Annotated in this window: 14 protein-coding genes; 9 read left to right on the forward strand and 5 right to left on the reverse strand. The window is 66.5% G+C overall.

The genetic code is table 11. The features are described from left to right. Window positions 1-298: 298 nt before the first annotated feature. Window positions 299-622, forward strand: a complete 324-nt coding sequence (locus D106_RS15375) for a hypothetical protein (protein ID WP_018867940.1) — start codon at window positions 299-301, stop codon at window positions 620-622. Between the two features lie 238 nt (window positions 623-860). Here D106_RS15375 and D106_RS0108405 read toward each other — a convergent pair whose 3' ends face one another. Together D106_RS0108405 and corA are read right to left on the reverse strand one after the other, a co-directional pair. Then, complete coding sequence (locus D106_RS0108405; RefSeq protein WP_018867941.1) at window positions 861-1229, reverse strand: nucleotide pyrophosphohydrolase; 369 nt, start codon at window positions 1227-1229, stop codon at window positions 861-863. 322 nt (window positions 1230-1551) lie between these two features. After that, window positions 1552-2634 carry a magnesium/cobalt transporter CorA gene (gene corA / locus D106_RS0108410; RefSeq protein ID WP_018879779.1) on the reverse strand — a complete coding sequence of 361 codons (1083 nt, stop codon included), beginning with the start codon at window positions 2632-2634 and terminating at the stop codon, window positions 1552-1554. A 182-nt stretch (window positions 2635-2816) separates the two neighbouring features. On the opposite strand from corA, the gene D106_RS0108415 reads away from it, so the two are divergent. Continuing rightward, window positions 2817-3302: a universal stress protein gene (locus tag D106_RS0108415; protein WP_018867943.1), complete on the forward strand. Its 486-nt coding sequence runs from the start codon at window positions 2817-2819 to the stop codon at window positions 3300-3302. A 16-nt stretch (window positions 3303-3318) separates the two neighbouring features. Further along, window positions 3319-3573 carry a Smr/MutS family protein gene (locus D106_RS0108420; protein WP_018867944.1) on the forward strand — a complete coding sequence of 85 codons (255 nt, stop codon included), beginning with the start codon at window positions 3319-3321 and terminating at the stop codon, window positions 3571-3573. 105 nt (window positions 3574-3678) lie between these two features. Here D106_RS0108420 and D106_RS0108425 read toward each other — a convergent pair whose 3' ends face one another. Continuing rightward, the gene (locus D106_RS0108425; RefSeq protein ID WP_018879780.1) at window positions 3679-4641 is read right to left on the reverse strand and encodes a patatin-like phospholipase family protein; all 963 of its coding nucleotides are present in this window, start codon (window positions 4639-4641) and stop codon (window positions 3679-3681) included. Between the two features lie 203 nt (window positions 4642-4844). After that, entirely contained in the window at window positions 4845-5282 is a 438-nt protein-coding gene (locus tag D106_RS0108430) for a hypothetical protein (protein WP_018867946.1), read from the reverse strand. A gap of 116 nt (window positions 5283-5398) precedes the next feature. Here D106_RS0108430 and D106_RS0108435 point away from each other — a divergent pair, with 116 nt between their 5' ends. From D106_RS0108435 to D106_RS0108445, 3 genes are all read left to right on the forward strand, one after another. After that, window positions 5399-5875 (forward strand): YbhB/YbcL family Raf kinase inhibitor-like protein, encoded by a 477-nt coding sequence (locus tag D106_RS0108435; RefSeq protein WP_018878052.1) that lies wholly within the window; start codon window positions 5399-5401, stop codon window positions 5873-5875. Between the two features lie 193 nt (window positions 5876-6068). Then, window positions 6069-6329 carry a type II toxin-antitoxin system Phd/YefM family antitoxin gene (locus tag D106_RS0108440; protein WP_018146344.1) on the forward strand — a complete coding sequence of 87 codons (261 nt, stop codon included), beginning with the start codon at window positions 6069-6071 and terminating at the stop codon, window positions 6327-6329. Beyond that, entirely contained in the window at window positions 6326-6580 is a 255-nt protein-coding gene (locus tag D106_RS0108445) for a type II toxin-antitoxin system mRNA interferase toxin, RelE/StbE family (protein ID WP_017940358.1), read from the forward strand. Before D106_RS0108440 ends, D106_RS0108445 begins: the two co-directional genes overlap by 4 nt. Before the next feature lie 216 nt (window positions 6581-6796). On the opposite strand, the gene D106_RS0108450 is transcribed toward D106_RS0108445, so the two are convergent. Further along, window positions 6797-7729 (reverse strand): carbohydrate kinase family protein, encoded by a 933-nt coding sequence (locus tag D106_RS0108450; RefSeq protein ID WP_018876421.1) that lies wholly within the window; start codon window positions 7727-7729, stop codon window positions 6797-6799. Between the two features lie 397 nt (window positions 7730-8126). On the opposite strand from D106_RS0108450, the gene D106_RS15200 reads away from it, so the two are divergent. Genes D106_RS15200 through D106_RS0108465 form a run of 3 tightly spaced genes read left to right on the forward strand, consistent with a single transcriptional unit; the run spans window position 8127 to window position 11392 of the window. Then, window positions 8127-8285: a hypothetical protein gene (locus D106_RS15200; RefSeq protein ID WP_018867950.1), complete on the forward strand. Its 159-nt coding sequence runs from the start codon at window positions 8127-8129 to the stop codon at window positions 8283-8285. Next, window positions 8282-9016 (forward strand): ABC transporter ATP-binding protein, encoded by a 735-nt coding sequence (locus tag D106_RS0108460; RefSeq protein ID WP_018879781.1) that lies wholly within the window; start codon window positions 8282-8284, stop codon window positions 9014-9016. Before D106_RS15200 ends, D106_RS0108460 begins: the two co-directional genes overlap by 4 nt. A 15-nt stretch (window positions 9017-9031) precedes the next feature. Continuing rightward, on the forward strand, window positions 9032-11392 hold the full coding sequence (locus tag D106_RS0108465; RefSeq protein ID WP_018879782.1) for an ABC transporter permease: 2361 nt from the start codon (window positions 9032-9034) through the stop codon (window positions 11390-11392). Window positions 11393-11622 lie beyond the last annotated feature (230 nt).

Here is an 11622-nt window from a genome sequence, read left to right on the forward strand (position 1 = left end):
GCAGCAGAAACTCCGGTCAGCGGCCCACTCTGGCGGACGCGTGATCTCGTGCTCCAGAACGGCGGTGTAGCGTCCTGACCGGGTCGTTCCAGCCCATGTGTCGTTTTGCGTCATTGCGGGTGGATGGCGTGTCCGCGCCTGCGCGAGAAGTGGATCACGGCGTTTGGCAGAAACGAGACCTTCGTTGCCGGATGTCGTTCTGGCATTCCGCTTGCTGTTCCTTCAGTGCAGTCAATTGAACGCCAGTACGGCCCTGATCGATTGACTGCGATTCGATTCAATCCTGAAGGAGAAACGCATGATGTCGACTTTCCAGAAAACTGCGATCGCGATGGTCCTGGGTTCCATGTTTGCGCTGGGCGGCCTCGGTGCCGCGCAGGCCCAGACGGGTGGAGATGCCGGCGCGGGCGCCGATACCGGAGCCCCTGAAGCCGGTGCTGGCGCTGAAGGCGGTGCGGGTGCGCCCGAAGGTGGCGCGGGCGCCGGCGGCGGTGCGCCGCAAGGCGGAGCCGGCGCGGGTGGTGGCGGCAGCATGGGCGGAGGTGCCGAGGCGGGCGCCGGCCCCATGGATGATGACGACGACGAAGACGAAGATGACGACGAAGGGGCCCCTGACTGGTAAGCCCCACTCCCTCGCCAAGCCGGGCACCCCGCCCGGCTGGCTTCTTTCACGTTCGAACACCCGGCTTGAAACCCGTTCTGGTCGGAGTCCGCAAGCGATCGGGTCTGGCTCACCGCAGGGCCCGCACTCCGAAGGCCTGTGCCCACCCCGGCTTTGCTGAGGCCAAGAGAACCGTGGAGACTCCCGCCAGGGAGATACTTTCCGCGATCTGAAATGGATCGTTGGCCCGGCCTGTGGATTACAGGTCCGAGTATTTGCGGGCGTTGCCGCGGGCCTTGTGTACCGGGTATTTGCGGATGTTGATCTCCAGCTTGTCGCGGGCCGCTTGCAGAAGGTCGATATCGAGCTTGCGGGCCAGCAGCAGGAGGTAGATCTGGACGTCCGCGATCTCCTGGCGTACCGCCTCGTGGGTCTCGGGGGACAGGTGTCGCGACTGTTCCTGGGTCAGCCACTGGAAGTGTTCGATCAGTTCGCCGACCTCGCCCGCCAGCGCCATCGACAGATTCTTGGGCGAGTGGAACTGGGCCCAGTCACGTTCCGCGACGAAGGCCTCCACCCGGGCGGTCAGTTCGTCCAGTTCCGGTGTGCCGCTCGATGGGACGTCCATGGATCCTCCGTTCGGTCGGTGCCGCTGCGTTGCCGGCATCGTAGCGGAGTCTGCGGCTGGACGTAATCGCGGCTGCGCGGTGCTAGCTGTGATCTCTCAACAGGTTGTCGCTTGGGGCGCGGCCATGCTCGGAAGGGCAGGGGCAGGCTTCCGGCGGAACGAGCAAAGATCCTGTGTTATGCCTTCCGATCTTCATGGCTTCCTGTGAATCGCTTTTGGCAGTTCGCGCGTCGGGGTTTCGGTCTGGAGATCGCCACGGCCGCTTTGCGGCCTCGCGATGACGGGAAGGGGGGAGCGGCGCCGCGATGTTGGGGCGGGGACGTTATAGCCAGCCGCGGCGGCGGAAGAGGTAGAGCATGCCGAGGACGACGGCGAGCATAAAGCCGAGCAGTACGGGGTAGCCGTAGTAGGTGTAGAGCTCGGGCATGGACCAGGGGCTGTCCGGGTTGTCGAAGTTCATGCCGTAGATGCCGACCAGGAAGGTCAGCGGGATGAAGATGGTGGCGATGATGGTGAGTACGCGCATCACGTCGTTGGAGCGCTGGTTGATCGCGGACATATAGGCCTCGATCAGGGTGGCGGCCATCTCGCGGTAGGACTCCAGCAGATCCATGATCTGGATGGTGTGGTCGTGGGCGTCGCGCAGGTACGGGAAGAGCTCCGGGGTGAAAGGCTCCATGTCGTCGCGCATCAGACGGGCGATTACGTCGCGCGTGGGCCAGAGCTGGCGGCGCAGCACGAGGAGTTCGCGGCGCAGGATATGGATCTCGTTGAGGGTTTGGCGGTCGGGTTGTTCGAGGACGGTTTCCTCCAGCGTTTCCAGGCGTTCGCTGATGTGCTCCAGTACCGGGAAGGCCTGGTCGATGACGGTGTCCATCAGGGCATAGGCGAGGTAGGCGGCCCCCAGGCGATTGAAGTTGCGGTTGGCGCCGCGCATGCGTTCGCGGACCGGGCCGAAGGGGTCATGCTCGCCGCTGTGAATACTGATGACCAGGTGGGTATTCACCACGAACACATTGACCTGGTCGAGTTCGATGTTGCCGTTGTGATGGCGCGGCTGGCGCAGGATGGCGACCAACTGCTCCTCGAAGAAGTCCACCTTGGGGCGCTGTCCCTGGTGGCGCACATCTTCCAGCGCCAGCGGGTGCAGGTCGAAGGCCTCGCCCAGATCGTGCAGCTGACGCGGACTGGGCGCGCCCTGCAGGTGCAGCCAGACCAGGCCACCCTCGTGCGGTTGTGCGCCCTCGCGCAGGGTGCGCTGCGGGTCGAGTTCGACGAGCTGTTCGCGGTGGTAGTGCCAGGCGGAGACGACCGCGTCGCCCGTGTGCGGGTGTTCGGTGGCGTGGACCCCGTGGCCGGGGGCGGCGCCGGGCTTGAGGTAGGTCTTTTCGAACAGGCGGGTCATCGCGGATTCCGGGCGGATTGTTGTCCCCAGTATAGGGGGCTGGAATGGGGTGCGCGCGGGGGGCGAGTCTGGCAGTCTGGTCGGCGACTGAACGGCCCGGAGCGGGCCGGGTCCCACGGGGGAGAAGCGCAAGTGTGTACCTTAATCAGTGTTTCCCTGGCGGCGTTTCCAAGGAGTGCGGTATGGAATTGAAGACCATGTTGGTGCCAGTGGATGGTTCTGCCAATGCGTGGCGCGCGGTGGAGGTTGCCGCGGACCTGGCGGCGAAGTATCACGCCCGAGTGGTGCTGGTCAGCGTGCTGCTGCAGGGCGAGGTGCCGCCGCATATCCGAAAACTCTCCGATCTTCCGGACCCGGATGATCCGCCCCTGGCGATGGGCGGCGCGGCGGTCGGCTCCGCGGTGCCGCCGAAGGTGCTGCGGGATATCGCCAGGAAGCTGGTGGAGCAGGCGCACGAATACTTCACCGAACTGGGCGTGACCGACATCGAGCACCATATCGAGGATGGCTCTCCGGCGAAGGTGATCCTGCAGCAGGCCGAGTACCACGACGTGGACATGGTGGTGATGGGTTCGCGCGGGCTGGGTGGCCTGCAGGGGCTGCTGTCCGGCAGCGTGTCGCACAAGGTGCAGCAGCTTGCCCGCTGCATCGTGGTGACGGTGAACTAAGCCCGGCTTTGTTGCGATGTCGCGGTTATCGGTCGATCTGCACGAGTGCTTTCGCAATGGCCGCAGGATCGACGCCGAGCTCAACGGTGCGATCGAGCAGGCCTGCGACAAGCGCATCAAGACGGTAGAGATTATCCACGGGAAGGGCAGCGGGCAGTTGAAGAAGCGCGTGCTGCGTTTCCTGCAGCAGCCGGAGATCAAGGCCCGCTACCACCGTGTGGAGAAGGACTCGAAGAACCACGGCCGGCTGTTCGTGCATTTCAAGCACTGAGCAGGCCGTTCCCTCTTTTCCGCTGTAGGAGGCCAGCCCTCTGGCCGATGGGTTGTGCCGGCGCTGGATCGGCCAGAGGGCTGGCCTCCTACAGGGGGTAGGGGCTTACGGCTTTTTGCCGCCCAGCTTGCGCTCGGCGAGTGCGTAGCCGAGGTCGATCATCTCGGCGGCGCGGTGGAAGTCGAACACGCCGCAGGCGTTGACCGGGACCTCGATCAGGTGCTCCGGGTTGTAGGCGGCGATGCGAAAGCGCGCGATGGTGCCCTGCATGGCCTCGATGGAGTGGGAGACGATGTCGATCAGCCCCAGTGCGCGGGCCTCCTGTTCGCGGCTCAGACTGGGGTCGGTCTCGCCCAGGCCCAGCTTGTCCTGCCAGTCCTGCAGCCAGGTGCCGACCCGGTCGGGCAGGGCCTCGGCCAGGCGGTGATTCAGCAGGCCCCGGCTATCTGGTGCGCCCACGTGCGAGTCGGAAGTCCCGGTGCGTTCGGGGCGGATCAGTTCTTCGCCGACGCGGCCATTCAGGCTGACCGCCAGGGTGATGTCGGTGTCGTCGTTCAGGGTCGGCGCGATCGGGACCGGGTTCAGCAGGCCACCATCCACCAGCAGCCGCCCCTTGTGGCGCACCGGGGTGAACACGGTGGGGATGGCAATGGACGCCCGGATGGCGTCGAACAGGGAACCGGTGTTCAGCCAGACCTCGCGTTCGCGCTCGATGTCGGTGGCCACGGCGGTAAACGAGATCGGCAGCTGTTCGATGTCGGTGTCGCCGAGCATGGCGCGCAGCTTCTCGATCAGGCGGTCGCCGCGAATCAGGCCAGCGCCGCGAAAGGAGAAATCCAGCAGCCGCCAGACATCCTGGCGGCGCAAGGTTTTCACCCAGTCCTCGTAGGCGTCCAGCTGGCCGGCCGCGTAGATGCCGCCGACGACCGCGCCCATGGAAGCGCCCGCGATGGAGCGGATCTGGTAGTCCGAGTGTTCCTCCAGCCAGCGGATCACGCCGATCTGCGCCAGGCCGCGGGCGCCGCCGCTGCCAAGGACCAGGGAGATGGACTGGGGCTTTCGCGTCATGGTGGCCGCCCTGCCTGTCTGGGGTGTTGGGGGGAACGCGCCGATCGCTTCGCGGAGCTGCTGTTACCGGTTTTCCTTGAGGATATGTTGGGGGTGTGACGGGATTTTTCCAGCGTAGAGGCCTGGTTCCAACGAATGGTTCTCACGGCAGGGGGTTCGCCTGCAAGCAGGCTCCTATAGGGGGTGGTGTGCGGCGATGGGGGCTATTCGGGGGAGCGGTTCGGGTCCAGGAGGTGATCGTGCAGGGCCTGGGCGGCTTCGCCGGCAGGTTCTTCCACCCGCAGCTGCCAGACGTGGGCCGGGTGATCCGGTGACCATTCGCTGAAGACTACCAGCCCGGTGTACGGGCCGCGCCCGCGGATGGTGCCCAGCGTCAGGCGGCCTTCGGTATCGCCGAACAGGTGCACCTCGAACTCGGGGGCGGGCGGCGGCAGCCTCCAGTGTCCATCGCGGCCGGTCTCGCGGAAGGCTTCGTCGGAGGGTTCGGCATCGTCGCCGAAGTGGCGGCGCAGCAGCGGTACCGACAGCCGGTGCGGGAGGCCCAGTACGGTCTCGATGCCGCTGCGGCCGTGGTCCACCGCCTGGGCGGCGGACTCCAGCGGGTCGCGTGGGGCCAGCCATTTCTGCAGAAGTTTGCGCATGCCGGGATGATCCGCATGCCGGCGCCGGTCTGCAAGCGGAGATGGTCGCGTGACGGCTTGGAGGGGTGCGGCTGTAGGCGTTACCGTGCGGGCAGGTTACTCAAAAGGAGCCAGTCATGGGTTTTGCACTGTCCGAGATGCAGCTGTCGAGTTCCGCGTTCGGCCCCGGCCAGCCGATCCCCAAACGCCATAGCGGGGAGGGCGAGGACACCTCGCCGGCGCTGCAGTGGCACGGCGTGCCGCAGGGTACCCAGTCGCTGGCGGTGATCTGCCACGACCCGGATGCGCCGCTGATCCAGCCGGGCACTTATGGCTTTGTGCACTGGGTGCTGTACAACCTGCCGCCGGATCTGGATGGCCTGTCCGAGGCAACCGATCTGGGCGCGACGGGCCAGACGGATTTTGGTCGCACCGGCTATGGCGGGCCGATGCCGCCCGAGGGCCACGGCAAGCATCACTACTTCTTCTGGCTGCTGGCGTTGGATGCCGACCTGCAGCTACCGCCGGGGTTGACCCTGTGGCAGTTCCTGGAACACGCCGAGCCCCACGTGATCGGCATGAATCGCCTGGTGGGTACCTATCAGCGGGGCTGAGGCCTTGTAGGAATGTCTTGTGGGAGCCGGCTCGCCGGCGAAGCCCCTGCCAGAGTCGGAAGCGGGCAGGGGCATTCGCGTGCAAGCACGCTCCCACAGGGGCCCTATCCTGCTTGTGACGGTTCGGTCTTGACCGGGTGGGGCGGCGGGCGCACGATATGTACCACTTTATGTACGTTTCGGGTAACTGGCGATGACGACGCTGACCGCTACCGAGGCCCGCAAGGGTCTGTTTGACCTGATCAAGGGCGTGAACGAACAGCACGCGATCTACCACATCCGGCATCGCAACGGCGATGCGGTGCTGATGTCGGAAGACGAGTACGCCAGCCTGATCGAGACCCTGGAACTGCTCTCGGAACCCGGCTTTCGGCAGGAATTCGAGCAGGGCCGCCGCGAGGCGGATGAGGGCGATACGCTGGGATTCGAGGAGGTGTTCGGGGAGAAGCAGTGACCTGGACTATTCGGTTCACCCGTCAAGCCGAGAAGGACTTGCGGCGTCTGACGCCGAAGCTGCGTGACAAGGTGAAGCAGATCCTGCGCAACCGGGTGGCGGTCGACCCGTACTGTGGCAAGGCGCTGGTTGGTGATCTGCGCGGATACTACTCCCTGAGGATCAGCTACAAGGACCGTCTGCTGTACACGATTCGGGACGAGCAGTTATTGGTGATCGTGATCCGGGCGCGTACGCATTACGGCGAATAGCCTTGTAGGAATTTCTTGTGGGAGCCGGCTCGGCGGCGAAGCCCTGCCAGAGTCGGGCGCGGGCAGGGGCTTCGCGTGCAAGCACGCTCCCACGGGGCACGCTCCCACGGGGGCAGGGGGCGGAGTGGATGCCATCCACAAAAAAGGCCCGGCCGAGGAAACTCGGGCCGGGCCTTTTGCGTTCCCGGGCGGGTGCCCGGGGCGGCGTGAGGTCGCTTAGTAGCGGTAGCCGAAGGCCTTTTCGAACTTGTCAGCGAACTCGTCGGCGGTGAAGTGGTGGTTCTGGGTGCCGGAGTGGGCGATCTTGATCGAGCCGATCAGCGAGGCGATGCGGCCGGTGGTCTCCCAATCAAAGCCCTTTTCCAGGCCGAACAGGATGCCGGCGCGGTAGGAGTCGCCACAGCCGGTCGGGTCCTTGATTGCGGCCGGCTCGACCGACGGGATGGTGATCTTCTTGCCGCCGGTGTAGATGTCGGAGCCGTCGCCGCCACGGGTGACGATCATCGCGTCCACCATCTCCGCCAGCTGCTCCATGCTCATGCCGGTGCGATCGGCGGTCAGCTGCGCCTCGTAGTCATTGAACGCGGCATAGGTGGCGTTCTCCATGAAGCGCTTCAGGTCGTCGCCGTCGAACATCGGCAGACCCTGGCCCGGGTCAAACATGAACGGGATGCCGGCGTCGGCGAACTGCTGGGCGTGCTCGATCATGCCGTCACGGCCGTCCGGGGAGACGATACCGACCTTGATGCCGTCGGCGTCGGTGACCTTCTGCTGGTGCGAGAAGCCCATCGCGCCCGGGTGGAAGGCGGTGATCTGGTTGTCGTCCTGGTCGGTGGTGATGAAGGCCTGACCGGTGTAGGTGTCCCGCAGCTCCTTCACGAACTTGCGCGAGATACCGTGCTTGTCCATCCAGTCGGCGTAGGGGGCGAAGTCGCCACCCACGGTGGCCATCACGGTCGGGTCCGCGCCCAGCAGCTTCATGTTATAGGCGATGTTGCCGGCGCAGCCGCCGAACTCGCGACGCATGTCCGGGACCAGGAAGGACACGTTCAGCATGTGCACCTTGTCCGGGAGGATGTGGTTCTTGAAGCGGTCGGGGAACACCATGATGGTGTCGTAGGCCATGGACCCACAGATCAGAGCGGACATGTTGACTCCTTGCGTTGTTGAAACGGGTTGGCGTGGCGTCCGAAAAAGACGGCACAGCGGCCTGGCGGCGCGCGATTTCGGGGTTCGCTGCGCGCCCGCAACAGGCCGGACGGTGCGCATAGGGTAAATATTTGGGCGCAAAACAACAAATCGGGGGGCGATGGAAGCAGGGGTCGCGCTGGGTTTGTGGTCGATTTCAGCGATTGCCACGTTGCCTTCGGCTCCTCGCAATGGCGGGGGCCAAAGCAACGTCATCGCGAGGAGCCGAAGGCGACGTGGCGATCTCCGGACGCAACCCCGACGCTGGTCCGGCCGGGGCGGCGGCGCTGTTTTTCCGACGCCGCGCCGAAGGCTTTGTGGCAGCATGGAACTATTGCCGCGAGCGAGGGCCTGTCCGATGAAACCACGCGTACTGATCCCGATCCTGATCATTCTGCTGTTGCTGCTGAGCCTGTGGTCCATGAGCCTGGACGGCGAGGGCGGCATCCTGCCAAGCGCGCCCGAGCCGGGGGCCGCGGCGCTGCCGACCACGCACGTGGTGGCCGCCCCCGCATGAGCGCCTCCCCGGCCCCCGTGGCCACACGGGAGGTGATCTTCCGTGCGGCGGGGGTGACCAAGGTCTACCGCATGGGCGAGGTGACCATTCACGCCCTGCGCGGGGTGGACCTGGAGCTGTACACCGGCGAGCTGGTGGTGATGCTGGGGGCCTCGGGCTCCGGCAAGTCGACGCTCCTGAACATCATGGGCGGGCTGGATACCGCGACCGAGGGCGAGGTGCGCTACCGCGACCAGGACCTGGCGCAGGCCTCCGAGCGCACGCTGACGACCTTTCGCCGTGACCATGTCGGCTTCGTGTTCCAGTTCTACAACCTGATCGCCAGCCTGACCGCACGCGAGAACGTGGCGATCGTCACCGAGATCTCGCGCGACCCGATGCCACCGGAGGAGGCGTTGGCGCTGGTCGGGCTGGAGGACCGCATGGACCACTTCCCCTCCCAGCTCTCCGGCGGCGAGCAGCAGCGCGTGGCCATCGCCCGCGCGATCGCCAAGCAACCGGCGGTGTTGCTGTGCGACGAGCCGACCGGTGCGCTGGACTCGAAGACCGGCATCCGCGTGCTGGAGGCCTTGCAGCACATCAACGAGCGCCTGGACACGACGGTGGCGATCATCACCCACAACGCGGTGATCGGCGAGATGGCGGACCGGGTGATCCACCTGAGCGATGGGCGCGTGAGCGAGATCCACGAAAATGCCACGCGCCAGTCCCCGGCCGAGCTCCACTGGTAGCGACCGCGGCCGACCATGCGCGCCCTGAACCGCAAGATCCTGCGTGATCTCGGTCACCTGAAGGGACAGGCGGCGGCGATCGCGCTGGTGATCGCCAGCGGCGTGATGACGCTGGTGATCGCCGTGACCAGCCTCGATGCTCTCACGATCACCAAGGACCGCTTCTACTCGGAATACCAGTTCGCCGACGTGTTCGCGGAGATCAAGCGCGCGCCGGAGAGCGCGGTGGAACGCTTTCGGGATACGCCGGGGATCAACCAGATCGAGACCCGGGTGCGGGCCCCGGTGCGCCTGGAGGTCGCCGATTTTGACGATCCCATCCGGGGCACCGTGCTCTCCATACCCGACGGAGGCGAGCCACTGCTGAACCGGCTCTACCTGCGCGAGGGGCGGCTGCCGGAGGCCGGTCGCGAGCGCGAGGCGGTCGTCAGCGAGGCATTCGCGGAGGCCCACGAGCTGCGGGCCGGCGACTCCCTGCGCGCGATTATCGACGGGCGCCTGACCGATCTGCAGATCAGCGGCATCGCGCTGTCGCCGGAGTTTGTCTATCAGATCAGCCCCACCGACCTGCTGCCGGACTACGAGCGCTACGGCATCCTGTGGATGAACCGCCGCGCGCTGGCCGCCGCCTACGGCATGGAGGGGGCATTCAACTCGGTGGCCGTGAGCCTGGAGGCAGGCGCGGATCCGGCCCCCGTGATCGAGGCGATGGACCGGGAACTGGCGCGCTACGGCGGCATGGGGGCCTATGGCCGCGACGACCAGTTCTCGCATCGTTTTCTGTCCGAGGAGCTGACCCAGCTTCGGGCGCAGGCGGCGATCCTGCCGACCATCTTCCTGGCCGTCGCGGCCTTTCTGCTGAACGTCGTCGTCGGTCGCATCATTCGTTCCCAGCGCGAGCCGATCGCCGTGCTCAAGGCCTTCGGCTACGGCAACGGCGCGATCGCCGGGCACTATGCCCTGCTGACCGGCGGCATCGTGCTGGTGGGCTGTGCACTGGGGCTCGCATTCGGGGCCTGGGCCGCGCAGGGGCTGGCCGGGATCTACGCAGAATACTTCCGTTTCCCGGAGATGAGCTTTCGTCTGCAGGGCTGGGTGATGGTGCTGGCCGTGGGCGTGGCCATGGGCGCGGCCATGCTCGGCACCTTCCGCGCGGTCTGGCAGGCGGTGCGCATGCAACCGGCCGAGGCCATGCGCCCGCCGGCCCCGGAGCGTTTTCACCGCGGCTGGCTGGAGCGCTCGGCTGCCTGGGGCGCGTTCGACCAGCCGACCCGGATCATCCTGCGCAACCTCGCGCGCCACCGGCTCAAGTCCGTGCTGTCGGTGATCGGCATCGGTCTGTCCGGCGGTCTGCTGCTGATGGGCGCCTACCAACTGAACGCGGTGACCCAGATGCTGGACACCCAGTACGGGCAGGTGCTGCAGATGGACATCGACCTGCAGTTCACCGACCCGGTGCCGGCGCGCGCGGCCGGCGAGCTGCGTCACGAGCCGGGCGTACTGGCGGTGGAGGCCTTCCGCGCGGTACCGGTGCGGCTGATCGGCGTGAACCGCGAGGAGCGCGTGCGCCTGCTGGGGCTGGACGCCGAGCCGCGCCTGCGGCAACTGCCGATGGGAGGCGGGCGCGGCCGACTGCCCGACGAGGGCATCCTGCTGACGGACTATCTGGCCGAACAGCTCGGGCTGCGCGTGGGTGACCCGGTGGAGGTGGAGATCCTGGAAGGGCGCCGCCGCACGGTCACGGTGCCGCTGGCCGGTGTGGTGGAGGAACCCATCGGTGTCGGCGCCTATATGTACCGCCCGGCGCTGAACCGCCTGATCGGCGAGGGCCCTGCGGTCTCCGGCGCCTGGTTGCTGACCGACCGCGCACAGGAAGATGCGCTGTTTCGCAGCCTGTCCGACCGCCCGCGGGTCGCCAGCGTCGGTCTGATCGCGGAGGCCGAGCGCAACATCCGCGAATACATCGGCGAGACCGTCATTGTGTTCGCGATGGTGTTCGTCGCGCTGGCCGTGTCCATCGCCTTTGCCGTGACCTACAACAACGCGCGCATCACCTATGCCGAGCGCGCCCGCGATCTGGCCACGCTGGAGGTGCTGGGCTACTCGCGCGGTCAGGTCAGCTGGATCCTGCTGGGCGAGATCGCGGTGCTCACCCTCGCCGCGATCCCGGTCGCCTGGCTGACCGGAACGGGCTTCGCCTGGCTGCTGAACCAGGCCTTTGCGATGGACCTGTTCCGCGTGCCGCTGGTGATCACGCCGCAGGCCTACGGTTTCGCCGCCCTCGGCATCCTGGTCGCGGCCAGTCTGACCGCCTTCCTTGCGTGGCGGCGCCTGCAGCAGCTCGACCGCGTACAGGCCCTGAAGGCGGCGGAGTAGCCCTCGGCAGCCTTTGGGGGCTTCGGCTGGCCGCCTGCCTTGTTGTGGCAGGTCCTGGTTCTGCATCCGGTGTTTACGGTGGTTCCGGTCCGCCGCCTGCCGAGCGCTGACTCGCCAGCGCGCCCCGAGGTCCTTTCTTGCTTGCCCAAGAAAGGACCCAAAGAAGGGCACCCGGATTTCGCCCGGGAACCTCGCTCCGGACGCGCTGGGCCGGCGGCGCTGAACTCGCT

The organism is Thioalkalivibrio sp. ALE9 (genome assembly GCF_000377445.1).
GTDB lineage: Bacteria > Pseudomonadota > Gammaproteobacteria > Ectothiorhodospirales > Ectothiorhodospiraceae > Thioalkalivibrio.

Bases quoted from the DNA above. Each gene is read 5' to 3' on its own strand.
- D106_RS15375 (WP_018867940.1), top strand. From the start codon at position 299: ATGATGTCGACTTTCCAGAAAACTGCGATCGCGATGGTCCTGGGTTCC.
- D106_RS0108405 (WP_018867941.1), bottom strand. From the start codon at position 1,229: ATGGACGTCCCATCGAGCGGCACACCGGAACTGGACGAACTGACCGCC.
- corA (WP_018879779.1), bottom strand. From the start codon at position 2,634: ATGACCCGCCTGTTCGAAAAGACCTACCTCAAGCCCGGCGCCGCCCCC.
- D106_RS0108415 (WP_018867943.1), top strand. From the start codon at position 2,817: ATGGAATTGAAGACCATGTTGGTGCCAGTGGATGGTTCTGCCAATGCG.
- D106_RS0108420 (WP_018867944.1), top strand. From the start codon at position 3,319: ATGTCGCGGTTATCGGTCGATCTGCACGAGTGCTTTCGCAATGGCCGC.
- D106_RS0108425 (WP_018879780.1), bottom strand. From the start codon at position 4,641: ATGACGCGAAAGCCCCAGTCCATCTCCCTGGTCCTTGGCAGCGGCGGC.
- D106_RS0108430 (WP_018867946.1), bottom strand. From the start codon at position 5,282: ATGCGCAAACTTCTGCAGAAATGGCTGGCCCCACGCGACCCGCTGGAG.
- D106_RS0108435 (WP_018878052.1), top strand. From the start codon at position 5,399: ATGGGTTTTGCACTGTCCGAGATGCAGCTGTCGAGTTCCGCGTTCGGC.
- D106_RS0108440 (WP_018146344.1), top strand. From the start codon at position 6,069: ATGACGACGCTGACCGCTACCGAGGCCCGCAAGGGTCTGTTTGACCTG.
- D106_RS0108450 (WP_018876421.1), bottom strand. From the start codon at position 7,729: ATGTCCGCTCTGATCTGTGGGTCCATGGCCTACGACACCATCATGGTG.
- D106_RS15200 (WP_018867950.1), top strand. From the start codon at position 8,127: ATGAAACCACGCGTACTGATCCCGATCCTGATCATTCTGCTGTTGCTG.
- D106_RS0108460 (WP_018879781.1), top strand. From the start codon at position 8,282: ATGAGCGCCTCCCCGGCCCCCGTGGCCACACGGGAGGTGATCTTCCGT.
- D106_RS0108465 (WP_018879782.1), top strand. From the start codon at position 9,032: ATGCGCGCCCTGAACCGCAAGATCCTGCGTGATCTCGGTCACCTGAAG.